Raw genomic sequence first — 23,231 nt, forward strand, 5'->3', positions numbered from 1 at the left:
GGCAGTCGTCATTCGGAAGACAGGGCCGCGACCGGGTCGAGCGCGGCGGCCTTGCGGGCCGGCATGAAGCCGAACACCAGGCCGGTGAGCACGGCGCAGCCGAAGGCGCCCGCGATGGCCGTGAGGGAGAAGATCACCGGCACGTCCGCCACCATGAGCGCGGTGCCGAACAGCAGACCGCCCGCCACGCCCGCGACGCCGCCGGTCACCGTGACCAGCACCGCCTCGACGAGGAACTGCCGCAGGATGTCGCGCTGGCGTGCGCCCGTGGCCATGCGGATGCCGATCTCGCGCGTGCGCTCGCGCACGGTCATGAGCATCACGTTCATCACGCCGATGCCGCCGACCACGAGCGACACCGCCGCGATCAGCCCGAGCATCACGGTCATGGTGCGCTGGGTCTGCGCGCGCGCCTTGATCGACTCGGTCTGGTTGAACACCTGCACGTCGCGCACGTGGCGCTGCGCGGCCAGCACCTCGACGATCTCGGCCGCCGTCTCGGAGGCCTTGTCGACGTCGTGCACGGCCACCGCCACCCAGGTCGGATGGTTGCTGCCGTACAGCCGCGCGGCGGCGGTGGAGAAGGGCACGATCACGCGCTCGTCCTCGCTGGCCTGGCCGCCGCCCGCGCCCTTGGCGGCGAGCACGCCCAGCACGTCGAAGGGCACGTTGTCCAGCAGGATGCGCTGGCCCACCGGGTCGGTGCCGTCGGCGAACAGCGCGGCCTGCACGCGCTCGCCGATCACCGCGACCTTGGCCAGGCTTTGCTCGTCGCTCTCGTCGAAGAAGATGCCGCGCGCGGTCGGCCACTTCAGCGCCTGCTCGAAGTCGGTGGTGGCGCCGCCGCCCTCGGTGCGGTGGTCCACGTTGCCGCGCCGCGCCACCACGAAGCCCTCGATGTAGGGCATGGCCACGCGCACGTTGGGCAGCCGGCGGATGGTGTCGACGTCGGCCAGCGTGAGCTTGCCGCCGCGCCCGCGCGCGCTGTCGGGAATGGCGGCCACGTACATCTTGTCGGCGCCGAACAGCGAGATCTGCTTCATCACCGCCTCCTGCGAGCCGGTGCCGACCGCGAGCATCACGATGACCGAGGCCACGCCGATCACGATGCCCAGCAGCGTGAGGCCGGTGCGAAAGCGGTGGATCCACATCACGCGCCAGGCCGCGCGCAGCGCCTCGTGCAGTTCGGAGAGCAGGGCGCGCGGCGTGTCGGCGGCGTCGGCCGTGTGCGTGGCCGAGAGCAGCGGAAGTGGCTCTGGCGGCGCTGCGACGGGCGCGCGCCCGCTGTCCGACACGATGCAGCCGTCGCGGATCTCGATCACGCGGCGCGCGCGCTGCGCCACCTCGCGGTCGTGCGTGATGAGGATCACGGTGTGGCCGGCGGCGGCCATCTCGTCGAGCAGCGCCATCACCTCTTCGCCGCTGCGCGAGTCGAGCGCGCCGGTGGGCTCGTCGGCCAGCACGATGCGCCCGCCGTTCATGAGCGCACGCGCGATCGACACGCGCTGCTGCTGGCCGCCCGACAACTGGTGCGGCCGGTGGCCCAGCCGATCGCCCAGGCCCAGGCGCGTGAGCAGCCCGCGTGCGCGCGACGCGCGCTCGGCGGGCGCCGCGCCGGCGTAGATGGCGGGCATCTCGACGTTCTCCTGCGCCGACTCGGTGGAGATCAGGTGGTAGCCCTGGAACACGAAGCCGAAGGCCTCGCGCCGCAGCCGCGCGAGCGCGTCGGCGTCCATGCCGGCCACGTCCTGGCCGGCGAACAGGTAGCGCCCGCCGGTCGGGCGGTCGAGGCAGCCCAGCAGATTCATCAGCGTCGACTTGCCCGAGCCCGAACTGCCGACGATGGCGACGAACTCGCCCGCGTGCAACTCGAGCGTGATGCCGCGCAGCACCTCGACGGCCGGCGCGCCGTCGTGGCCGCCGTAGGACTTGCGCAGGTCGTGCAGCGCGATCAGCGGGGGCGTGTCCGTCTCGGTCGCACTCACAGCTGGAACTTCCGCGTGCCGCCACCGGCCGCGCGCTCGCCGGTGATCAGGCGCTCGCCCTCGGCCAGGCCTTCGAGCACCTCGCCCGAGAGCCGGTCGCGCACGCCGATGCGCACCTCGCGCGGCACGGGCTGGCCGTCGGGGCCGAGCACGCGCGCGGTGAAGCGCCCGGCCTGGCCCTTCACGGCCGTGAGCGCGGGCAGCGGCGCCACCACCACGTTGCGCGCCGACGCGGCGACGAAGCTCACCTGCGCGGTCATCTGCGGCATGAGCTCGCCGTCGGCGTTGTCGACGTCGAACAGCACGGTGTAGAGCACGACCTTGCTGGCGGCGGGCGCCTGCGGCGCGTCGCCGCCGCTCTTGCCCGCGGGCACGGGCGGCGAGGGCAGCACCTGGCGCACCGTGCCTTCCCAGCGGCGGCGGTCGGCGCCGAGCGTGGTGAAGTACACGGCCATGCCGCGCTTCACGCGGCGCACGTCGGCTTCCGAGACCTCGGTCCACACCGTCATGCTCGACAGGTCGGCCACGCGCAGGATGTCGGGCGTCTGGTAGGTGGCGTTGAGCGTCTGGCCCTCGCGCGCCTGCACCGAGACCACGCTGCCGGCCATCGGCGCGTAGATGCGCGTGTAGCCCAGGCGGGCCTCGTCGGCCTTGAGCGTGGCCTGGGTCTGGGCGATCTGGGCTTCGAGGTGCGCGATCTTCGCGGCGGCCGAGGCCAGCGTGGCTTCGGCGGTCTGCACGTCTTCGGCGCGCGTGGCGCCTTCGGCGGCCATCTGCTGCTGGCGTGCGAACTGCTGGCGCGCCAGCCGGTGCTGCGCGTGCTGGTCGGCCAGCTGCGCGCGCAGGCCAGCGAGCGAGGCGCGGCCGGCGTCCACCGTGGCCTGCTGCACGCTGGGGTCGATCTCCACCATCAGCTGGCCCTTCTTCACCGGGTCGCCGGGCTGCACGTGCAGCCGCAGGATCTGGCCCGACACCTGCGCGCCCACGTCCACATAACGGCGCGGCTGCAGCGTGCCGATGGCGGTCACGCTGCTTTCGATGTCGCCGCGGCGCAGCACGGCGGTGTCCCAGCCGGGGTCGCGCGGACTCGCCCAAACGTAGGCCACCGCGGCGGCGGCCAGGGCCAGCGCCGCGAAGGCGGCGATGCGCAGGCGTGTGCCGGCGCGCGAACGGGAAGCGGGCGCCGTCACCGGGCGTCCCTGCAGAAGAAAGCGAGGGTCATGCAGCTAAGACGTGCGAGGCGCGGAAACGGGTAGCCCGCGCGGTGCCTCATGCGGAATGAGACGTTTCGGGGGACAGGACAAACTTTACAAATCTATAATGAGAATAACTCTCAATTGCGTCGCTGCCCGCGATGCCCCTTCACACCATGTCCCATCCGGAAGTCCGGCAGCTGTACGTCGACCACCAGGGCTGGCTGCGCAGCTGGTTGCTGGGCCGCCTGCGCTGCGGCTTCACCGCGGCCGATCTCACGCACGACACCTTCCTCAACCTCATCGAGCTGCCCCAGCAGCCGGTGCTGCGCCAGCCGCGCGCCTTCCTGCAGGTGGTGGCGAGTCGTTTGATGATCAACCGCTTTCGCCGCATGCAGGTCGAGGCCGAGGTGCTGCGCACCGTGGCGCTGATGGCCGAGGACGCCTGCGCGCCGAGCGCCGAGGACAAGGCCTGCGCACGCGAGCTGCTGGGCCAGGTGCTCGCGCTGCTGGCGACCGAGCTCGACGTGAAGAGCCGCACCGCCTTCCTGATGGCGCGCGTCGAAGGCCGCTCGTACCGTGAGATCGCGGCCGAACTGGGCGTGTCCGAGACGCGCGTGAAGCAGTACCTCGCGAAGGTGCTGGCGCATTGCCACGGCCGCATGGCCGCGGCCGTGCCCGAAGCGGAAAGCGCCGACGCCCCGGCCCATGCCTGACGCGGCCGCCGAGCGCCTGCGCGAGGAGGCGGCGCTGTGGGCCGTGACCCTCGCCGACGACAGCGTGGACGACGCCACGCGCGCCGCCTGCGCGGCGTGGTGCGCGCTCGACGAGCGCCATGCGCGGCTGCTGGCCGAGATGCGCCGCATGTGGGAGTCGGTCACGCCCGACACCCCCGCGCCGCAACCCGCGCGCCGCGGCCTGTCGCGCCAGGCGCTGGGCGCGCTCGTGCTGCTGCCCTGCCTGCTCGTGGCGGGCGCCGCGATGCCGTGGCAGGCCTGGCTGGCGGATGAACGCACCGGCGTCGGCGAGATCCGCCACCTCACGCTCGAGGACGGCAGCCGCGTGGCGCTGAACAGCGATTCGGCCATCGACATCGATTTCTCGGGCAGCGTGCGCCGCGTGCAGCTGCTGCGCGGCGAGGTCTTCGTCGAGGTCGCGCACGGCGACAAGCCTTTTGCCGTGGTCGACCGCGACGGCAGCGCGCAGGCGCTGGGCACGCGCTATGCCGTGCGGCGCGAGGCGAGCGACACGCTCGTCACCGTCACCGAATCGCGCGTGCGCGTGCAGCCGCTCGAGGGCGGCGACGACCGCTGGGTCGACGTGCAGGCGGGGCAGCAGGTGCGCTTCGACCGCCGCGGCGTCACCACCGACACCGTGCCCGCCGCGCCCGGCGGCCTGGCCTGGCCGCAGGGCCGGCTGGTGTTCGACGACGCGCCGGTGGCCGAGGTGCTGCGCCAGCTCGGCCAGCACCGGCCCGGCCTGCTGCTGGCCGACGACGAGGCCCTGGGCGCGCTGCGCTTCACCGGCGTGCTGCCGATCCAGCAGAGCGACGCCGCGCTCGCGCTGCTCGCCAGCGCACTGCCGAGCTTGCGCGTGTCGACGCTGTCGCCGTGGCTCGTACGCGTGACCACCACGGCGCCGCCGTGACCGGGCGGTCGAACTTTTTCGCGCACACCGCTACCCGTTTCCCGTGCCCGCTTGTCATAGGTGGTGAAAAGAGATTCACCACACCATGACAGGACCCGCAGACCCGACCGAGACCGCGCAGCGCTGGCATCGCCTGCGCCGTGCCTTCGCGCTCGCGAGCCTGGTGCTGCTCGCCGTGCCGGCCGCCGCGCAAACGCCGCCTGCCGATGCGGCCTTCGAGTGGCACCAGCCCGCGCAGCCGCTGAGCAGCGCGCTGACCGCGCTCGCCGTGCGCACGGGGCTGCTGCTCGGCGTCGATGCCGAGGTGGTGCGCGGCAAGCGCGCGCCCGCGCTGCAGGGCCGCTACACGGCGCGCGAGGCGCTGTTGCAGCTGCTCGAAGGCAGCGGCCTCGAAGCGGTGCGCGGCGCTTCGGGCGGCTACGCGCTGCGCGTCGCGGCGCAGCGCCCGCCGGGGCCGAAGCCACAGGCCGAAGCGCCCGCGGCAGGCGGTGCGCTCAGCGAGGTCACGGTCACCGGCGGGCGCGACACCGGCACCGTCACCGAAGGCACCGGCTCCTACACCACCGACGGCGCGATCGGCACCGCGACGCGGCTCGAACTCAGCCTGCGCGAGACGCCGCAGTCGGTCAGCGTGCTCACGCGCGACCGCATCGACGACCAGGGCCTGGGCCAGATCAGCGACGTGCTGCGCCAGGCGCCCGGCCTGAGCTTCGTGCAGAGCGGCAACGCCGGCACCGACGCCAACGCCGTCTATGCGCGCGGCTTCGAGGTCGAGAACTACCAGGTCGACGGCATCCCGCAGGCCGGCACCTGGCTGCTGCAGACGGGTGACCTGGCTTTCTACGACCGCGTCGAGGTGGTGCGCGGCGCCACCGGTCTGCTCAACGGCGTGGGCACGCCGGCGGCCACCGTCAACCTCGTGCGCAAGCGCCCCGGCAACGCGCTGCAGGCCAGCGCCTCGTTCAGCGCGGGCACCTGGAATCGGCAGCGCGCCGAACTCGACATCGGCGGGCCCGTCACCGCCGACGGCCGCGTGCGCGCGCGCGTGGTCGCGGCCGTGCAGGACGGCGACTCGTGGATCGAGCGCCATCACGAAAAGAAGCGTCTGTTCTACGGCATCGTCGAAGCCGACCTCGCGCGCAGCACGCGCCTGAGCGCCGGCTTCGAGCTGCAGCGGCACGACAACGACGGTGTGGCGCGCGCCGGCCTGCCGCTGCATTTCAGCGACGGCAGCGAGGCCACCTACGGCCGCTCGCGCAGCGCTGCCGCGCGCTGGGCCCGTTCGTACCAGGACCAGCGCCAGTACTTCGCCGCGCTCGACCACCGCTTCGACAACGGCTGGGCCGTGCACGCCGCCTTCAACCGCTCGCGCCGCGCCTACGACGACGTCATCGGCTACGCGCTGCGCGGCTACATGAACCGCGCCACGGGTGCGGGGCTCGGCCTGTGGACGAACCGCTGGAACGCGGTGCCGGTGCAGAACGCATTCGACCTGTACGCCAGCGGCCCCTTCGAACTCTTCGGCCGGCGCCACGAACTGGTGCTGGGCTACAACGCCTCGCGCACGCACAGCGACGCGCCGCTGTACGCGGGCTGGAACGTGGCGGGCTTCGATCCGTGGATCGCGAACTTCAACAGCTGGACCGGCGACCTGCCCGCCCAGCCGCAGCAGCCCGTGACCGGCCGCCAGGAAACCGCCACGCGCCAGTCGGGCGCCTATGCCACGGTGCGGCTGCGGCCGACCGATGCGCTCTCGGTGATCGTCGGCGCACGCGCGAGCGACTGGAAGGACGTGACGCGCACCGTCCCCTTGCAGCGCGCCGCCACCCTCACCACGCGCAGCGAGAAGGGCGTCGTCACGCCGTACGCGGGCGTGGTGGTCGACCTCGACAGGCACTGGTCGGCCTACGCCAGCTACACCAGCATCTTCAAGCCGCAGGCCAGCAAGGACCGCAGCGGCACCTACCTCGACCCGCTCGAAGGGCACGCCTACGAAGCGGGCGTGAAGGGCGCCTTCCACAACGACCGGCTCAACCTCAGCGCCGCCGTGTTCCAGGTGAAGCAGGACAACCTCGCCGTGCGCCTGGACAACGAATTCGCGCCCGACGGCTCGGCCGCCTACCGCGCCGCCAAGGGCACGACCACGCGCGGCTACGAATTCGAAGTGGCCGGCGAGCTGCTGCCCGGCTGGCAGGTCGGCGGCGGCTTTGCGCACAGCGTGGCACGCGACGCGGCCGGCCAGCGCCTGAACACGCAGGTGCCGAAAAACCTGCTGAAGCTCTTCACCAGCTACCGCATCGCCGGCATCGGCAACGGCCTCACGGTGGGCGGTGGCCTGAACTGGCAGAGCGACACCTACAGCACCGGCCTCGGTCCCTCGGGCCACGCGCGCTTCACGCAGCGGGCCTACACCACGCTCGACCTCATGGCGCGCTACCCCATCAACAAGCACCTCGCCGTGTCGGTGGCGCTGAACAACGTCTTCGACACGCGCTACCGCACCAGCACCAGCAGCAGCTTCTACGGCGCCCCGCGCCACCTGCTCGTGACCTTGCGCGGCACCTACTGACGCACCGCGTTTTTTCTCCGCAGCCAGGTCGCTGCCGGTCCCTTCGCGGCCGGGTGCGTCGCTAGCCATCTTCTGCCAACGGGCGTTGCCGATCTCACGGGTCGGGCCGCCCCCTTTCTTCATGCCATGAACCAGCATTCGTTTTCACGCGCCCGCTTCCGGCGGTCTCCCGTGGCCCTCGTCGCCCTGCTCCTGTGCGGCGCAGCCGGCGCGCAACAACAGCCCGCCGCCAGCGGCGCGGCGCTGTCCGAGGTCACCGTCTCGGGCGACCGCAGCGGCCGCACCGAGGGCAGCCGCTCCTACACCGCCGAGCAGGCCTCCACCGCGACCCGCATGGACCTGTCGATCCGCGAGACGCCGCAGTCGGTGACCGTGATCACGCGCGAGCGCATGGACGACCTGGGCAGCGCCCGCATCGACGACGTGCTGGGCCAGACCACCGGCATCATGGTCGGGCAGGCCGACAGCGAGCGCGTGAACTACTCGGCGCGCGGTTTCTCGATCAACAACTTCCAGATCGACGGCATGCCGCGCGGCCCGAATGCGCCGCTGTCCGACACCGTGCTGTACGACCGCATCGAGGTCATCCGCGGCGCCACCGGCCTCATGGGCGGCACGGGCGATCCGTCGGCCACCATCAACTCGGTGCGCAAGCGCCCCACGCGCGAGTTCCAGGGCAGCGCCTCGCTCAGCTACGGGCGCTGGAACCACAAGCGCGCCGAGGTCGACCTGTCGGTGCCGCTCACCGCCGACGGCCGCATCCGCGCGCGCACCGCGCTGGCCTGGCAGGACCGCGACTCGCACATGGACATGTACCACGAGCGAAAAACCGTGGGCATGGTGATCGTCGAGGCCGACCTCACGCGCTCCACCTTGCTCACCGCCGGCATCGACTTCCAGGACAACAAGCCCACGGGCGCGACCTGGGGCGCCATTCCGTACTGGAACCACGACGGTTCGCTCGCCAACCTGCCGCGCAACACCAGCCTGAGCACGCCCTGGAGCACCTGGGCCAACAAGCAGCACACGACCTTCGTCTCGCTGCAGCACCGCTTCGACAACGACTGGAAGGTGCACCTGGGCTATGCGCGCACCACCAGCGCCAACAACACCACCGTGGCCTACGGCGGCGCCGGCTACCCCAACCGCTTCACGGGCCAGGGCATGTCGCTGTGGACCGGCAACTACGGCGAAGGCAAGTACGTCAACGACAACTTCGACCTCTATGCCACCGGCCCCTTCAACCTGTTCGGGCGGCGTCACACCTTCATCGCCGGATGGAACGGCGGCAACCAGACCTACACGTCGCCGGGTGGCCGCTCGATCGTGCCGTATTCGGCGTCGATTCCCGACTACCGCACGTGGACCGGCAACATCCCGCGCCCGATCTTCCTGGCCGACGGCTCCAAGACCGTGGGCTTCACGCAGCTCAACGGCGGCTACGTGGCGGGCCGCTTCAGCATCACCGACCCGCTGAGCGTGATCGTCGGCGCGCGCGTGAGCAACTACCGCAGATACACGCACGCCTACAACACGGCGTTGCAGTACACGCGCACCACGGGCAAGTCGGAAGCGAAGGACGAGGTCACGCCGTATGTCGGCCTGGTCTACGACCTGGACAAGCGCCACTCGCTGTATGCCAGCTACACCACGCTGTTCAACCCGCAAAGCTCGAAGGATCGCAACGACCAGTACCTTGCACCCGAGACCGGCACCAGCGCCGAGCTGGGGGTGAAGGGCGAGTACTTCGGCGGTGCGCTCAATGCGTCGGCGGCCGTGTTCCAGGTCAAGAAGAAGAACCTGGCCGAGCTCGACCGCAGCGTGCCCGCGGGCTTCCGGCTGCCCGACGGCGGCCAGGCCTACGTGGCCAGCGGCGACGGCGTGACCGCGCGCGGCCTCGAGTTCGACGTGTCGGGCCAGATCACGCCCGACTGGAACGTGGCCGCCGGCTACACGTATCTCGATGCCAAGACCGCCAAGGGCGCGCGTGCCGTGCCCAACCAGCCCAAGCACCTGCTGCGCCTGTCGACCGCCTACCGCTTCAGTGGCGCCTGGCGCGGCCTGAAGGTCGGCGGCGACATGACGGCGCAAAGCGGCATCTACGGCGAGTCGTGGTATGGCCAGCCGCCGCTGTTCAGCATGAAGGACCCGCTGCCGCGCATCTCGCAGAAGGCGTACGCGGTGTTCAGCCTCATGGCCAGCTACGAGATCAACAAGAACGTCACGGCGCAGCTGAACATCCGCAACGTCTTCGACAAGAAGTACTACCGCAACGTGGGCTTCTACGACAGCGTGTTCTGGGGCGAGCCGCGCAACGTGAGCCTGACCCTGCGCGCCAAGTTCTGAACAAGCCGCCTTCCATTCCGTCTCAACCATGCCATCACTACCTGGAGCATCGACCATGAAGAAACCCCTGTTCTCCCTTGCCACCCTCGCGGCGGCCGCGTTCGTTTTCTCGGGCGCCGCGCACGCCCACTTCGTCTGGCTCGAACCCGCCGCGGGCGGCGAGGCCAAGGCCTACTTCGGCGAATGGGCCGACGACCTGCGCGAGACCGAGGCCGGTCACCTGAAGCTGGTCAGCGCGCCGCGCGGCATCGCCGCCGACGGCAAGCAGACGCCGGCCACGCGCCATGCCGACCATTTCGTGGTCAAGGCCGACGCCAGCGGCGACGCGCGGCTCGTGGGTGCCTACGTCAGCGACAAGGGCGTGGCGAGCCTGTACCAGGCACGCACCGGCCGCACCGAAACCGTCGCGCGCCACACGCTCGAGCTCGTGCCGCAGGCCGCCAACAGCAACAGCTTCACGCTGCTGCTCGCGGGCAAGCCGCTGCCCAAGGCCGAGGTGGTCGTGTTCGGCCCGCCCAAGTGGGAGAAGAAGTTCACCACCGACGACGCCGGCCAGGTCACGCTGCAGACGCCCTGGCCCGGCCAGTACGTGGTCGAGGTGAACCACACCGACAAGGGCGGCAAGGGCAGCTGGGACGGCAAGCCCTACACGCAGACGCGCCACGTCGCCACGCTGAGCTTCGTCGTCCGGTGAGGGCGGGGCTTCCGGCGCGGGGGTGCTGCCCATGAGCACCTTCGCGCTGGTGTGCGCCCTGTTCGCGTCGGCGCTCGGCGGCTTCGTCACGCTGAGCCTGGCGATGGACCGGCATTACGAAGACGCCCACGGGCGCGGCCGCACGCCGGGGCCGTCGCGGCCCTGGCAGCAGCTGGGTGGTGCGGCGCTGCTTCTCCTCTCGCTGGTCGCAGCACTCCGGCTGCGCGGGCCCGCCATGGGCTGGGTGCTGTGGCTGGGCGCGCTCACGGCCGCCGCGCTCGTGGTGGTCGGCCTCGTGAGCTACCGGCCCGGCTGGGCGCGGCGCGTCGGCGCCGTGGCCTCCGTGCTGGGCGTCGCCACGGCGGCGGCGTACGGGCTGCTCCTGCTTCCATAGCAGGGTGCCCGGAGGGCGCGCGCGGGCTGTCGCCTGCGCTACGCGCGGGGTCTTGGCCCGCGACTACGATGCGGCTGCGTCGCCGATGCCCGGCACATTCACCCATCAAGGAGACACCATGAGCAGCGCCCTCACCAACCACCAGGTCCGTCTTGCCAAGCGCCCCGAGGGCACGGCCACGCGCGAGCACTGGCGCTTCAGCACCGAGCCCGTGGCCCAGCCCGACGAGGGCGGCGTGCTGGTCAAGACGCTGTCGCTGTCGCTCGACCCCGCCATGCGCGGCTGGCTCAACGACGCCAAGAGCTACATCCCGCCCGTGGCCATCGACGAGGTGATGCGCGCCGGCGGCATCGGCCGCGTGGTGGCCTCGAAGAACCCGCAGTTCGCCGTGGGCGACACCGTGTACGGCACGCTCGGCGTGCAGGAATACATGCTGATCCCGCAAGACCAGATCAAGCGCAACGGCCTCGTGAAGGTCGACCTGCGCGTGGGCACCATCACCCAGTGGCTCAACGTGCTGGGCATGCCCGGCATGACCGGCTACTTCGGCCTGATGGACGTGGGCATGCCCCAGGCAGGCGAAACGGTGGTCGTTTCCGGCGCGGCCGGCGCCGTGGGCCAGACCGTGGGCCAGCTGGCCAAGATCAAGGGCTGCCGCGTGGTCGGCATCGCCGGCGGCGCCGCCAAGTGCGAGTGGGTGGTGAAAGAGCTGGGCTTCGACGCCTGCATCGACTACAAGGCCGGCGCGGGCGCGGTGCGCGAAGGCCTGAAAACCCACTGCCCGAAGGGCGTGGACATCTACTTCGACAACGTCGGCGGCGAGATTCTGGATGCGGTGCTGGCACGCCTGGCGCGCAAGGCCCGCGTGATCATCTGCGGCGCCATCAGCCAGTACAACAACGCCAACAGCATGCCGGCCGCCGGCCCGAAGAACTACCTGAGCCTGCTCGTGAACCGCGCGCGCATGGAAGGCATCGTGGTGTTCGACTACGCCGACCGTTACCCGATCGCGATCGCCGAGATGGCCGGCTACCTGAAGGACGGCCGCATGAAGAGCAAGGAAGACGTCGTGAAGGGCCTCGACACCTTCCCCGAGTCGCTGAACAAGCTGTTCGCTGGGGAGAACTTCGGCAAGCTGGTGTTGCAGGTCGCCGAGGAATAACCAAAGGGGCGCCGCGGCGCCCCGAACCTCAATCGTCGGTGGGCCGCATCGGAATGTCGCCCATCGCATCGTCCTCGCGCAGCCCGCGCGCGGCCTTCAGCAGTTCGATCGAGAGGCCGTCGCCGTGGCCGGCGAAGCCCTGGGCGATGCCTTCGAGCACGGTCGACAGGTTGGTGTCGCCGTCGGTGCGGGCGTCCATGCTGATGTTCAGGACCCGCGCCGCCATCTGCCGGTAGGTGACGGCGCCCGCGCCCTCCAGCGCGGCCACCAGGTCGAGGTACAGCGCCAGGTTCATGTCGAACACCAGCTTGGGCGTGATCTCGAAATCCTCGGTCTTGTTGTTCTTCTGATCCATGGGGGTGACTCCTTTTTCCTGAGCCTCCACTCTAGCCACAAAAAACGACAAGCTCTGTCGGGCATCGCCCTGATTTGTCTCATTTCGCACGCGTGCCCATCACGGCGGCCGAGATGATCAGCGCCGCCGCCAGCGCGATGCTGGCCGTGAGCGCCCGGCCGGTCACGGCCAGCAGCAGCGCGGTGGAGGCCAGCGGCGTGAGGTAGCTCAGGATGCCGATCTGCCGCGCGTCGCCGCGCTTGAGCGCCATGTCCCACACGAAGAAAGCTGCGCCCAGCGGGCCCAGGCCGCACAGCGCGACCAGCAGGCCGTCCTTGGCCGACAGCGCCACCGCCGGCTCCAGCAGCGCATGGCAGGCCAGCGAGAGCGCGCCCGACACCAGCCCGAACAGGCCGATGGCCGAGGTCGGGAAGGGCGTGACACGCTGCGTCCACAGCGAATAGCTGGCCCAGATGAAGGCCGAGCCGGCCGCCGGCAGGAAGCCCAAGTACGTGGCGGGCGCGCCGGAAAGCGCCGCACTGCCGCCGCGCGCGCCGAGGATCGCGATGGCCGCGCCCGCAAAGCCCAGCAGCGCCGCCACCACGTGCAGCGGGCGCAGCGACACGCCCGGCAGCAGCACCGGCGCCAGCACCACCATCAGCAGCGGCCAGAGGTAGTTCACGAGGTTGGCCTCGACCGGCGGCGCATGTCGCAGCGCGATGAACAGCAGAAAGTGAAAGCCGAAGAGCCCGTACACCCCGAGCGCCAGCGTGCGCGGCGGCACGCGCCAGGCGCGGCGGTCGCGCAGCACCAGCGGCCAGCTCGGCACGCTGCCGACGATCAGCGCCAGCCCAGTCAGCAGGAAGGGCGGCAGGTGCGACAGCGCGGTGCCGAAGGTGGCGAGCGTGGCCCACAGCGCGATGGCGAGCAGGGCGTAGAAGGTGGCGGGCATGGACGCCGAGGCTACGCGCGGCGCTCGTCGCGGCCCGACGGTGCGTCGTCGCGCAACGACGGTGTCAGCGGCGCAGCGCGGCCGTGAGCGCCGACGGCGACCGGTAGCCCGTGCGGCGCGCCGTCTCGGCCACGCTCAGGCCTTCGAGCCGCAGTTCGCGCGCATGGGCCAGCCGCAGCGTGCGCAGCCAGAGCATCGCGCTCTGGCCCTGCTCTTCACGGCAGCGCTGCGCGAACTGGCTGGGGCTCAGGCAGGCGACCTCGGCCAGGTCGGCGACGCCCAGCGGCCGGTGCCAGTTCGCCTGCGCCCAGGCCGCGAGGGCCGGCCAGTCGATGCGGCGGCGGCGCGTGTCGGCGACCGAAGGCGCGGCGCCCCAGGCCTCGAGCAGCAGGGCCGGGCCGTGCTGCAGGGCGAGCGCCGCGTGCTGCGGTTGCTGCAGGCAGTGCGCAAGGTAGCGGGCCAGCGCGTGCAGCCGGGGCGCATCGGCCGGCGGCTGTTCGACGCAACGCGCCCACGGGGCGTGCGGGGTGTCGAGCACGAGGCAGACGCTGCCGCCGCGCCGGGCCTCGAAGTCGTGTCGGTCGCCGGGCGCGACCACCTGGGCCTGGCCCGTGCCGATGCCCGAGCCGCGGCCTTCGACTTCGATCTCGAGCACGCCGTCGAGCCCGAGCAGCACCTGGAAGTGGTCGTGCGCATGGCTGCCGCGCGATGGGGTGTAGTCGCGCAGCGAGAGGACGGGGGCGGGCGTGTGCATGGCGGGAGCGATTGTCCGCGCCGCCCTGCCGCCTGTCATCACCCCAGCCGCAGCAGCAGCGCCGAGGCCGCGCACACCAGCAAGAACGGAATGCTGATGCGGTGGAACTCGCGCAGCCCGTGCGGCAGCTTGGCCAGCCGCAGCGCGATCAGGTTGGCCAGCGAGCCCAGCACGCAGCCGAAGCCGCCCACGCTCACGCCGGCCGCCAGCGCGGGCAGGTCGTGCACGTAGCGGTCGAGCAGGATCGCCGCCGGCACGTTGCTGATGACCTGCGAGGCCGCAATGGCCGCCAGGTAGGCGCGCCAGCCCTCGCCGATGGGCCAGTGGCCCAGCAGCGCCGCCACGGCGGGCAGCTCGGCGGCCTGGCGCAGGTCGACGAACATCAGCGCAATGATCGCCAGCAAGGCCCAGTCGATGCCGCGCAGCACGCGCGGGTAGGTGAGCAGCAGCACGCCGAACACCGCGCCCAGGCCGGGCAGCAGCCAGTGGCGGTCGAGCGCGACCACGAAGCCGACGAACAGCACGCCGGCGAGCGCCAGCAGGCGCGGCTGCACGGGCGCGGTCTCGGTCTCCTCGCGCAGCGCGATCGGCGTGCGCGGCACCAGCCACCACACGGCCACGAAGAGCCAGAACAGCATGATCGCCACGGTCGGGCCCATCATGGCCATGAAGCCGAAGAAGCTCTCGCCCGAGCGGTGCCACAGGTACAGGTTCTGCGGGTTGCCGATGGGCGTGAGCGCCGAGCCGGCGTTCACGGCCAGCGCCTGCAGCACCACCAGCCGCGCCAGCGGCAGGTGCGCCTGCACGGCCAGCACGCGCGTGAGCGGCACCAGCAGGAACAGGCTCACGTCGTTGGTCACCAGCGCCGACAGCAGCGCGGCCGTGGCCGTGAGCGCCATCGCCAGGCCGCGCTGGCTGTGCGTGTGCGCCAGCAGGCGCCGCGCGGCGGCCTGCAGCATGCCGCTCTTCTCCACGCCCTGCGTGATGGCCAGCAGGCCCGCCAGCGCGCCCACGGTCTGCCAGTCGACCAGCCGCAGCCAGTCCATCGGCGCGCGCGGGCGCACGAAGGCGAACACGACCGCGACGGCCACGAGCACCCACAGCAGGCCGTTGCCTCCGCCGTGTTCGGGCGGGGCGGCGGTGTCAGCAGTCGGGGAGGCGCTCACTCGATCAGGCGCTCAGGTCGCGCAGCTCGCGCTTGAGCACCTTGCCGATCGCGCTGCGCGGCAACTCGTCGATGAAGCGCAGGCGCGCCAGCCGCTGGGTCTTGCCGACCTGCGCGTTGGCCCACTGCAGCAGCGCCTCTTCGGTGGTGGCGTCGCCCTCGCGGCGCACCACGAAGGCCGCGGGCGTCTCGCCCCACTGCTCGGACGGAATGCCGACCACCGCCACGTCGGCCACCGCCGCATGGCCGCGCAGCACGCCTTCGAGGTCGCTGGGGTAGATGTTGAAGCCGCCGCTGATGATCATGTCCTTCTTGCGGTCGAACAGCGTGAGGAAGCCGTCGGCGTCGAAGCGGCCCACGTCGCCGGTGCGGATGAAGCGCTTGCCGGTGGCGTCGAACCACTCGGCCTCGCGCGTCTTCGCGGGCTGGCGGTGGTAGCCGGTCATCATGCCGGCCGAATGGCCCACCACCTCGCCGGCCACCTCGGTGTCGCCGCGCGGCAGCTCGTTGCCTTCCTCGTCGATCAGTCGGATGTCGCTGCCCGGCGCGGGCTGGCCCACGGTGTGCAGCTTGGTCGGATTCAGGTGCGCCTCCAGGATGCAGGTGCCGCCGCCCTCGGTCATGCCGTAGAACTCGACCAGCCCGCCCGGCCAGCGCTTGAGCACGTCGGCCTTGAGCGCCGCGTTGAAGGGCGCGCTGGTGCTGAACTTGTGGCGGAAGGTCGAGAGGTCGTGCGCGTCGAAGCGCGGGTGCGCCATCAGGCGCTGGTACTGCACCGGCACGAGCATGGTGTGCGTCACGCGGTGCTGCACGGCCAGCTGCAGGTAGCCCAGCGCGTCGAACTTGGGCATCAGCACCACGCAGCCGCCAAAGGCGAGGGTGGGGAAGAACACCACCAGCGTGGTGTTGGAGTACAGCGGCGTCGACAGCAGCGTGACCGTCTCGGGCCCGTACTCGTACTTGGCGCCGCGCTGGATGTGCGACCAGCGCATGCCGTGGCCCTGCACGATGCCCTTGGGCTCGCCGGTGGTGCCCGACGAATAGATGATGTTGAAGGCCCAGTCGGGTTGCACCTCGACGGGTTCCGGCTTCGCGCCGGGCGCCGCGAGCCAGTCGTCGAGCGCGCGGCCGACGTTGGAGCCGTCGAGCGCGATGTGCGGCAGGCCCGTGGCCTGCGCGGCGCCCACCACCTCGGCGGCCGAGGCGTCGGTGAACAGCAGGCGCGCGTCGGCGTCGGTGATCATGCGCGCCAGGCTGGCGGGCGCCGAGCCGGGGGCCAGCGGGGCCACCGCGACGCCCGCGCGCAGCGCGCCCAGGAACACGGCGGCGTAGGGCACCGACGAGGCGGCGCAGACGGCGATGGCGTCGCCGGCGCGCAGGCCGTCGCGCTGCAGGGCGGCGGCGATGCGGTCCATGAGCGCGTCGAGCGCGCGGTAGTCCAGCGTCTGCTGGGCGTCGGCCAGCGCGGGGCGCTCGGGGGTGTGCTGGGCGTGGAGGCGGACCAGGTCGGCAAGGGTGCCGAAGTCGCGCGCGGCGGCGTCCTGGAGGGCGGGGTGCAAGTTCAAGGTCGATCCTTCGTCTGGGGCCAGACGGCAGGATAGCGAAGAAGCCCGCCGCGGGGTGTGCCGCCCGCGACGAAACCCTGCTCAGTCCGCCGTGTCGTCGCCCTGCTGCGCCACCTCGAACAGCGCGCGGATCAGCGGCCGGTCCTTGCGCACCGCCAGACAGCACAGCGAGTAGCTGATCGAGAGCTCGGCGTCGTCGATCTCCACCATCTTCAGGCCGGGCAGCGGAATGCACTCGATCTGCGTCACGAAGCCCACGCCCATGCCGTTGGCCACGGCGTGCAGGATGGCCTCGCGGCTGTTGATCTCCATCACGCAATTCATCTGTACGCCCTGCTGCGCGCAGGCGCGCTCCACGCGGTGGCGCGTCTTGGAGCCGGGCTCGCGCAGGATCACCGGCTCGCCCGCGATGTCCCGCGTGGCGATGGTGCGCTTCTTGGCCCACGGGTGCTTCGCGGGCACCACGGCCACGATGCGCTCCACGCGGTAAGGCACCTGGTGCAGGCCTTCGATCTCGGGCGGCTCCACGAGGATGCCCACGTCGATGTCGAAGTCCTGCAGCCCGCCGAGCGTCGAGGCTTCGGAGCCGATCGACACCGTCAGGTCGAGCCCGGCGTGGCTGCGCTTGAAGCTGCGCGCCAGCTCCAGCGCGATGGGCGGCGACACCGCGCCCACGCGCACCAGCCCCGTGCGCAGCTTGTGAGCGCGCTGCAGGAACTGCATCGCCTCTTCCTCCTGCCCGAACAGGCCCTGCGTGATCGCATACAGCTGCTCGCCCGCGGCCGTGAGCCGCACGGCGCGCCCGCTGCGCAGGAACAGCTCGACGTTGAAGCGCTCTTCCAGCGCCTTGACCTGGTCGGTCACGGTGGGCTGGCCGATGTGCAGGTAGCGCGCGGCCGTGGTGAAGCCGCCGGTCTTGGCGACGGCGTGGAAGCAGCGGATCCACTTGTAGTACTGGTGAAACATGAGGCGATCGTGAGGGGCGTGCGCCGAGCCTCCCTCAGATGCGGCGCCGGCGCCTATGCAGGCTTTCCCGAAGGCATCCATCGGTTTTGGACCGAGTGCACGCGCGAAATGCGATTGGACGCCCCGGTGCGCCGCTTCGACACTGCGGCCCAGACAGAAACCGGAGACAAAAAACATGCCCCACGCCTACCGCAACCCCGTGTCCATTCATTCCGGGCGAGGCAGCCTCGCTCGGCTGCCCGCGCTCCTGGCGGGGCGCCGCGTCGCGCTCGTCACCTTCCCCGAGGCCCGCGGTCTCGGCCTGGTCGATCGCCTGCAGGCGCTGCTGGGCGACGCGCTCGTCACCGTGATCGACGACGTGCGTCCCAACCCCGACGTCGCCCACCTGCGCGACCTGTACAACACCTTCTGGCAATCGGACGCGCCCTGCGACGCCATCGTGGCGGTGGGCGGCGGCAGCGCCATCGACACGGCCAAGGCCCTGATGGTGGGCACGGCCAACGGGCAGTTCGACGAACTCGTTGCGCTGCTGGCTACCGGCAAGCCCTTCGTGCCTGCCAGCGTCAAGCCGCTGATCGCCGTGCCGACCACCGCCGGCACCGGCAGCGAGGTGACTCCCTGGGCCACCATCTGGGACGCCGGCAACCAGAAGAAATACTCGCTGCACCTGGACGCCACCTGGCCCGAGGCCGCCATCGTCGACCCCGAGCTCATGCTCTCGGTGCCGGCGGGCACCACCGTCTCGACGGGGCTCGATGCGCTGTCGCATGCACTCGAAGCCATCTGGAACGTCAACGCCAACCCGGTCTCCGACACCTTCGCCGTCTCGGCCGTGCGCGACATCTTCGACTGCCTGCCGGCGCTGCTCAAAGACCTGGGCAACCTCGACCTGCGCGAGCGCATGGCGCTGGCCGCGCTGAAGGCCGGCATGGCGTTTTCCAACACCAAGACGGCGCTGGCGCATTCCATCTCCTACGAGATGACGCTGCGCCACGGCCTGGCCCACGGCATCGCGTGCTCGTTCACGCTGCCCCTCGTGCTGGAGAAAGCCTGGGCCCGCTCGCCCGACCGCGACCGGACGCTGCAGCTGCTGTTCGGCGCCGACCTGGCGACCGCCACGCAGCGACTGCGGGCTTTCCTGCAGGGGCTTGGCGTGAAGACCGAGTTTGCCGACTATGGCGTGGCGGACAGCGAAGCGGCGGCCATGATCGCGCGCGCCATGGACGGGGCGCGCGGCAAGAACTTCATCGGCGCGGCGGCGTTGGCCTGACAGGCAGGGACTGCGCAGCGAGACAAGACAGAGACAGCCAGACGAGACAGACAGCATGCCGGCCATCGAGCCGGCCCCACGGGCCCCACGCCCGTCAAGACAAGGAGACATACCATGCAAGCGGCCAATCCCATCCTGCAGGCGGGCACCTACGCCCGCCCCCTCGACAATTCGTTCCGCAAGGCGCAGTGGCGGATGCTGCTGGCGGCCATGTTCTGCTACTTCTTCTTCTACACGGGGCGCCAGACCTTCGGCTTCGCCATCCCCGGCATCCAGAAGGAGTTCGGCCTCTCCAAGGAAATGCTCGGCTGGGCCTCGACCTCGCTGCTGTGGTGCTATGCCGTCGGGCAGGCCATCAACGGCAACCTGGGCGACAAGTTCGGCGGACGCCGCGTGATGACCGCCGGCGCCATCCTCTCGTGCGCCGCCAACTGGGTCGTGAGCTTCGCGGTCGGCTTCAAGAGCCTGGCCATTCCGTGGGGCATCAACGGCTACTTCCAGGCCCTGGGCTGGGCGCCTGGCAGCCGGCTGCTGTCGAACTGGTGGGGCGCGGGCGAGCGCGGCAAGGTCTACGGCTTCTATGTGTTCGCCGCCGGCTGCGCCTCGGTGCTGTCGTTCGTGACCTCGATCATCGTCGTCAACGTGCTGCACCTGGATTGGCGCTGGATCTTCCGGCTCCCCGTGCTGCTGATGCTGGTGGGCGGCATTGCCTTCTATCTGATCGCCCGTGAGCGGCCGGAAGACCTGGGCTTCAAGTCGCCCGACACCGGCGTGGCCAACAACAACCCGCAGGAAGCCGAGAAGGCCGGCGTGGCCGACGGCGAGCCGCAGGAAAGCTCCTGGTCGCGCTACAAGGCCGTGCTCAGCAACCCCAAGCTGATGATCGCCGCGCTGGCCATCGGCTTCCAGAATGCCGCACGCTACGGCCTCATCGTCTGGGTGCCCGTGCACTTCCTGGGCAAGGACTGGGCCAAGGCCGCCGACGGCATGATCGACCCGGCCTGGATCTCGGTGGCGCTGCCCGTGGGCATGGCCTTCGGCGCGCTCACCAACGGCTGGATCTCCGACAAGGTGTTCGGCTCCAAGCGCTACAAGGCCATCGTGCTGTACATGCTGCTGGGCGCCATCGCCTCGATGGGCATGTACCTGCTGCCCACCAGCATCCTCGGCCTGGGGCTGCTGTTCCTGGCGGGCTTCTTCGTCTACGGCCCGGCCTCGTCGTTCTGGGCCCTGTGCCCCGACCTCGTGGGCGCCAAGCGCGCCGGCACCGCCACCGGTGTCATGAACTTCTTCTCGTACCTGCTGGCCGGCCTGGGCGAACCGCTGATCGGCCGGATGCTGGACCACTCGGGCAGCACCTCGGTGGTGTTCCCCATCGTCGCGGCCAGCTGCCTCATCAGTGCCTTCATCGCGCTGTTCATCCGCCGCTGAAGCCCGCGCACCGACACACCCAACTTGCCAAGGAGCATCTCTTCATGAAATCCGATCGACTCGAAGTGAACGGCCGCAGCTACCGCTGGATGGTCCGCCCGGTGGTCGTCGTCTGCGTCGACGGCTGCGAGCCCGCGTACCTCGACGCGGCCATTGCCGCCGGCGTGGCCCCGTACCTCGAGGCCATGCGCAAAGGCGGCGCCGACCTGCTGGCCGATTGCGTCGTGCCCTCGTTCACCAACCCCAACAACCTGTCGATCGTGACCGGCGCGCCGCCGGCCGTGCACGGCATCTGCGGCAACTACTTCTTCGACCGCGAGCTGGGCCAGGAAGTGATGATGAACGACCCCAAGTACCTGCGCGCCGGCACCGTGCTGGCCGCGTTTGCCGATGCCGGCGCCAAGCTCGCGGTGGTCACGGCGAAAGACAAGCTGCGCAAGCTGCTGGGGCACAAGATGAAGGGCATCTGCTTCTCGTCCGAGAAGTCGGACCAGGTGACGATGGAAGAGAACGGCATCGACAACGTGCTCGACATGGTCGGCATGCCGGTGCCCTCGGTGTACAGCGCGGAGCTGTCGGAGTTCGTGTTCGCCGCCGGCGTGAAGCTCATGGAATCGCGCCGCCCCGACCTGATGTACCTGTCGACCACCGACTACGTGCAGCACAAGGCCGCGCCGGGAAGCCCCGCCGCGAATGCCTTCTACAAGATGATGGACGGCTACCTCGCGCAGCTCGATGCATTGGGCGCCACCATCGTGCTCACGGCCGACCACGGCATGAACGACAAGCATGGTGCCGACGGTTCGCCGAACGTCATCTACCTGCAGGACGTGCTCGACGGCTGGTACGGCCCGGACCGCGCGCGCGTGATCCTGCCGATCACCGATCCGTACGTGGTGCACCACGGCGCGCTCGGCTCGTTCGCCACCGTGTATGTGCCGAACGAGAACGAGGTGCCCGGCTGGATCGACCGCATCCAGCGCATCCCCGGCATGCAACTCGTGCTCTCTCGCAAGGAGGCCGCGCAGCGCTTCGAGCTGCCACCCGACCGCATCGGCGACATCGTGGTGGTGAGCGAGCAGAGCACCGTCATCGGCACCTCGGCCACGCGCCACGACCTCACGGCGCTCGAAGTGCCGCTGCGTTCGCACGGGGGTGTGTCGGAGCAGAAGGTGCCCTTGATCTGCAACCGCCCCGTCGCGGGCGTGGCGAGCACGCGCCGGCTGCGCAACTTCGACGCACTCGACCTCGCACTGAACCACGCCCAAGGCCCGCTGGTGGCCGTCGCCTGAACTTATTTGACGGAGCATTCCATGAGCAAGTCTGACCACGCCGCTTTGAAGCCCGGCACCGTGTACCGCGAGGCCCTGCGCATCGCCGGCGAGAAAGTCCACCGCGACCGCACCATCGAGGTCACCTACCCGTACACCGGCGAGGTGATCGCCACCGTGCCCAAGGCCACGCTGGACGACGTGCGCAACGCCCTGCGCATCGCCCGCGACTACAAGCCCACGCTCACGCGCTACGAGCGCTACAAGATCCTCATGCGCGCCGGCGAGATCATCGCCTCTCGCCTGGACGAGATGTCGCGCACCATCACGCTCGAATCGGGCCTGTCGCGCAAGGACTCGCTGTACGAAGTGGGCCGCGCCTCCGACGTGCTGCTGTTCGCCGCCAACCAGGCGCTGGTGGACGACGGCCAGGTCTTCTCCTGCGACCTCACGCACCACGGCAAGAGTCGCAAGGTCTACACGATGCGCGAGCCGCTCTTGGGCGCCATCACCGCCATCACGCCGTTCAACCATCCGCTGAACCAGGTGATCCACAAGGTGGCGCCGGCCATTGCGACCAACAACCGCATCGTGTTGAAACCCAGCGAGAAGACACCGCTCACGGCCTTCCTGCTGGCCGACATCCTGTACGAAGCCGGCCTGCCGCCGCAGATGCTGTCGGTGCTCACGGGCGATCCGAAAGAGATCGCCGACGAACTGCTGACCAACGCCGACGTCGACCTCGTCACCTTCACCGGCGGCGTGCCCATCGGCAAGTACATCGCGGGCAAGGCCACCTACAAGCGCCAGATTCTGGAGCTGGGCGGCAATGACCCGATCATCGTGATGGAAGACGCGGACATCGAGGAGGCGGCGACGCTGGCCGCCAACGGGTCTTACAAGAACTCGGGCCAGCGCTGCACGGCGGTGAAGCGCATGCTGGTGCACGAGTCGGTCGCAGATCGTTTCGTCGAACTGCTGTTCGAGAAGACCCGCGCGCTGAAGTACGGCGACCCGATGGACCCGGACACCGACATGGGCACCGTGATCGACGAGGCGGCTGCCAAGCAGTTCGAGGCTGTCGTGAACGAAGCCATCGCCGCCGGTGCCAAGCTGCTGTACGGCAACGAACGCCGCGGCGCGCTGTACTCGCCGACGGTGCTCGACCACGTCGACCCCGAGATGACCGTCGCCAAGCACGAGACCTTCGGCCCCGTGTCGCCCGTCATCCGCTTCAGGAACATCGACGAGGCGATCCGCATCTCCAACGGCACGGCCTACGGCTTGTCGTCCTCGATCTGCACCAACCGCCTGGACTACATCACGCGCTTCATCCGCGAGCTGAACGTGGGCAGCGTCAATGTGCGCGAGGTGCCGGGTTACCGCCTGGAGCTCACGCCCTTCGGCGGCATCAAGGACTCGGGCCTGGGCTACAAGGAAGGCGTGCTCGAGGCCATGAAGAGCTTCACCAACACCAAGACCTACTCGCTGCCATGGTGAGCGGCGCGGCGCACGAGGCGCATGGCGCGTCGC

Annotated in this window: 19 protein-coding genes; 11 read left to right on the forward strand and 8 right to left on the reverse strand. The window is 70.4% G+C overall.

Annotated features, from left to right (window positions below; all coding sequences use genetic code 11):
• Positions 1 to 8: 8 nt before the first annotated feature.
• Positions 9 to 1,985, reverse strand: a complete 1,977-nt coding sequence (locus VHAB30_RS30195; protein ID WP_235926968.1) for a MacB family efflux pump subunit — start codon at positions 1,983 to 1,985, stop codon at positions 9 to 11.
• The gene (locus VHAB30_RS30200; RefSeq protein ID WP_390904085.1) at positions 1,982 to 3,175 is read right to left on the reverse strand and encodes an efflux RND transporter periplasmic adaptor subunit; all 1,194 of its coding nucleotides are present in this window, start codon (positions 3,173 to 3,175) and stop codon (positions 1,982 to 1,984) included. Before VHAB30_RS30200 ends, VHAB30_RS30195 begins: the two co-directional genes overlap by 4 nt.
• A gap of 179 nt (positions 3,176 to 3,354) precedes the next feature.
• On the opposite strand from VHAB30_RS30200, the gene VHAB30_RS30205 reads away from it, so the two are divergent.
• The 7 genes from VHAB30_RS30205 (at position 3,355) to VHAB30_RS30235 (ending at position 11,990) form a co-directional block, all read left to right on the forward strand.
• The gene (locus VHAB30_RS30205; protein WP_174250314.1) at positions 3,355 to 3,894 is read left to right on the forward strand and encodes a sigma-70 family RNA polymerase sigma factor; all 540 of its coding nucleotides are present in this window, start codon (positions 3,355 to 3,357) and stop codon (positions 3,892 to 3,894) included.
• Complete coding sequence (locus VHAB30_RS30210; protein WP_159279629.1) at positions 3,887 to 4,825, forward strand: FecR family protein; 939 nt, start codon at positions 3,887 to 3,889, stop codon at positions 4,823 to 4,825. The genes VHAB30_RS30205 and VHAB30_RS30210 overlap by 8 nt, the downstream gene beginning before the upstream one ends.
• An 85-nt stretch (positions 4,826 to 4,910) precedes the next feature.
• On the forward strand, positions 4,911 to 7,394 hold the full coding sequence (locus VHAB30_RS30215; protein ID WP_159279630.1) for a TonB-dependent siderophore receptor: 2,484 nt from the start codon (positions 4,911 to 4,913) through the stop codon (positions 7,392 to 7,394).
• Between the two features lie 171 nt (positions 7,395 to 7,565).
• Positions 7,566 to 9,740, forward strand: coding sequence for a TonB-dependent siderophore receptor (locus VHAB30_RS30220; RefSeq protein WP_159279631.1), 2,175 nt, complete (start codon positions 7,566 to 7,568; stop codon positions 9,738 to 9,740).
• Between the two features lie 55 nt (positions 9,741 to 9,795).
• Positions 9,796 to 10,434: a DUF4198 domain-containing protein gene (locus VHAB30_RS30225; protein WP_159279632.1), complete on the forward strand. Its 639-nt coding sequence runs from the start codon at positions 9,796 to 9,798 to the stop codon at positions 10,432 to 10,434.
• Positions 10,435 to 10,465: 31 nt separating this feature from the next.
• The gene (locus VHAB30_RS30230) at positions 10,466 to 10,828 is read left to right on the forward strand and encodes a DUF3325 domain-containing protein (RefSeq protein WP_143599174.1); all 363 of its coding nucleotides are present in this window, start codon (positions 10,466 to 10,468) and stop codon (positions 10,826 to 10,828) included.
• Between the two features lie 118 nt (positions 10,829 to 10,946).
• Positions 10,947 to 11,990 carry an NADP-dependent oxidoreductase gene (locus VHAB30_RS30235; RefSeq protein ID WP_159279633.1) on the forward strand — a complete coding sequence of 348 codons (1,044 nt, stop codon included), beginning with the start codon at positions 10,947 to 10,949 and terminating at the stop codon, positions 11,988 to 11,990.
• A 28-nt stretch (positions 11,991 to 12,018) separates the two neighbouring features.
• On the opposite strand, the gene VHAB30_RS30240 is transcribed toward VHAB30_RS30235, so the two are convergent.
• The 6 genes from VHAB30_RS30240 to VHAB30_RS30265 all read right to left on the reverse strand — a co-directional run bounded on the left by VHAB30_RS30240 (position 12,019) and on the right by VHAB30_RS30265 (position 17,726).
• Complete coding sequence (locus VHAB30_RS30240; protein ID WP_062482731.1) at positions 12,019 to 12,345, reverse strand: hypothetical protein; 327 nt, start codon at positions 12,343 to 12,345, stop codon at positions 12,019 to 12,021.
• A 79-nt stretch (positions 12,346 to 12,424) separates the two neighbouring features.
• Positions 12,425 to 13,276: a DMT family transporter gene (locus VHAB30_RS30245; protein WP_159279634.1), complete on the reverse strand. Its 852-nt coding sequence runs from the start codon at positions 13,274 to 13,276 to the stop codon at positions 12,425 to 12,427.
• Positions 13,277 to 13,340: 64 nt separating this feature from the next.
• Positions 13,341 to 14,030, reverse strand: a complete 690-nt coding sequence (locus tag VHAB30_RS30250; RefSeq protein WP_159279635.1) for a helix-turn-helix domain-containing protein — start codon at positions 14,028 to 14,030, stop codon at positions 13,341 to 13,343.
• A gap of 38 nt (positions 14,031 to 14,068) precedes the next feature.
• Positions 14,069 to 15,196 carry an SLC13 family permease gene (locus VHAB30_RS30255; protein ID WP_159279636.1) on the reverse strand — a complete coding sequence of 376 codons (1,128 nt, stop codon included), beginning with the start codon at positions 15,194 to 15,196 and terminating at the stop codon, positions 14,069 to 14,071.
• Between the two features lie 4 nt (positions 15,197 to 15,200).
• Positions 15,201 to 16,754, reverse strand: coding sequence for a class I adenylate-forming enzyme family protein (locus tag VHAB30_RS30260; RefSeq protein ID WP_070061921.1), 1,554 nt, complete (start codon positions 16,752 to 16,754; stop codon positions 15,201 to 15,203).
• A gap of 87 nt (positions 16,755 to 16,841) precedes the next feature.
• Entirely contained in the window at positions 16,842 to 17,726 is an 885-nt protein-coding gene (locus VHAB30_RS30265; protein WP_159279637.1) for a LysR substrate-binding domain-containing protein, read from the reverse strand.
• Between the two features lie 175 nt (positions 17,727 to 17,901).
• Between VHAB30_RS30265 and psrA the strand changes: the two genes are divergently transcribed.
• The 4 genes from psrA (at position 17,902) to phnY (ending at position 23,198) form a co-directional block, all read left to right on the forward strand.
• Positions 17,902 to 18,996 carry an iron-containing alcohol dehydrogenase PsrA gene (gene psrA, locus VHAB30_RS30270; protein WP_159279638.1) on the forward strand — a complete coding sequence of 365 codons (1,095 nt, stop codon included), beginning with the start codon at positions 17,902 to 17,904 and terminating at the stop codon, positions 18,994 to 18,996.
• Between the two features lie 114 nt (positions 18,997 to 19,110).
• Complete coding sequence (locus VHAB30_RS30275) at positions 19,111 to 20,427, forward strand: MFS transporter (protein WP_095747023.1); 1,317 nt, start codon at positions 19,111 to 19,113, stop codon at positions 20,425 to 20,427.
• Positions 20,428 to 20,471: 44 nt separating this feature from the next.
• On the forward strand, positions 20,472 to 21,719 hold the full coding sequence (gene phnA, locus VHAB30_RS30280) for a phosphonoacetate hydrolase (protein WP_159279639.1): 1,248 nt from the start codon (positions 20,472 to 20,474) through the stop codon (positions 21,717 to 21,719).
• Positions 21,720 to 21,740: 21 nt separating this feature from the next.
• Complete coding sequence (gene phnY / locus VHAB30_RS30285; protein ID WP_159279640.1) at positions 21,741 to 23,198, forward strand: phosphonoacetaldehyde dehydrogenase; 1,458 nt, start codon at positions 21,741 to 21,743, stop codon at positions 23,196 to 23,198.
• Positions 23,199 to 23,231 lie beyond the last annotated feature (33 nt).

The sequence above is a fragment of the Variovorax boronicumulans genome (assembly GCF_009811375.1).
Lineage (GTDB): Bacteria > Pseudomonadota > Gammaproteobacteria > Burkholderiales > Burkholderiaceae_C > Variovorax > Variovorax boronicumulans.

Bases quoted from the DNA above. Each gene is read 5' to 3' on its own strand.
- VHAB30_RS30205 (WP_174250314.1), top strand. From the start codon at position 3,355: ATGTCCCATCCGGAAGTCCGGCAGCTGTACGTCGACCACCAGGGCTGG.
- VHAB30_RS30210 (WP_159279629.1), top strand. From the start codon at position 3,887: ATGCCTGACGCGGCCGCCGAGCGCCTGCGCGAGGAGGCGGCGCTGTGG.
- VHAB30_RS30215 (WP_159279630.1), top strand. From the start codon at position 4,911: ATGACAGGACCCGCAGACCCGACCGAGACCGCGCAGCGCTGGCATCGC.
- VHAB30_RS30225 (WP_159279632.1), top strand. From the start codon at position 9,796: ATGAAGAAACCCCTGTTCTCCCTTGCCACCCTCGCGGCGGCCGCGTTC.
- VHAB30_RS30230 (WP_143599174.1), top strand. From the start codon at position 10,466: ATGAGCACCTTCGCGCTGGTGTGCGCCCTGTTCGCGTCGGCGCTCGGC.
- VHAB30_RS30235 (WP_159279633.1), top strand. From the start codon at position 10,947: ATGAGCAGCGCCCTCACCAACCACCAGGTCCGTCTTGCCAAGCGCCCC.
- VHAB30_RS30240 (WP_062482731.1), bottom strand. From the start codon at position 12,345: ATGGATCAGAAGAACAACAAGACCGAGGATTTCGAGATCACGCCCAAG.
- VHAB30_RS30245 (WP_159279634.1), bottom strand. From the start codon at position 13,276: ATGCCCGCCACCTTCTACGCCCTGCTCGCCATCGCGCTGTGGGCCACG.
- VHAB30_RS30250 (WP_159279635.1), bottom strand. From the start codon at position 14,030: ATGCACACGCCCGCCCCCGTCCTCTCGCTGCGCGACTACACCCCATCG.
- VHAB30_RS30265 (WP_159279637.1), bottom strand. From the start codon at position 17,726: ATGTTTCACCAGTACTACAAGTGGATCCGCTGCTTCCACGCCGTCGCC.
- psrA (WP_159279638.1), top strand. From the start codon at position 17,902: ATGCCCCACGCCTACCGCAACCCCGTGTCCATTCATTCCGGGCGAGGC.
- VHAB30_RS30275 (WP_095747023.1), top strand. From the start codon at position 19,111: ATGCAAGCGGCCAATCCCATCCTGCAGGCGGGCACCTACGCCCGCCCC.
- phnA (WP_159279639.1), top strand. From the start codon at position 20,472: ATGAAATCCGATCGACTCGAAGTGAACGGCCGCAGCTACCGCTGGATG.
- phnY (WP_159279640.1), top strand. From the start codon at position 21,741: ATGAGCAAGTCTGACCACGCCGCTTTGAAGCCCGGCACCGTGTACCGC.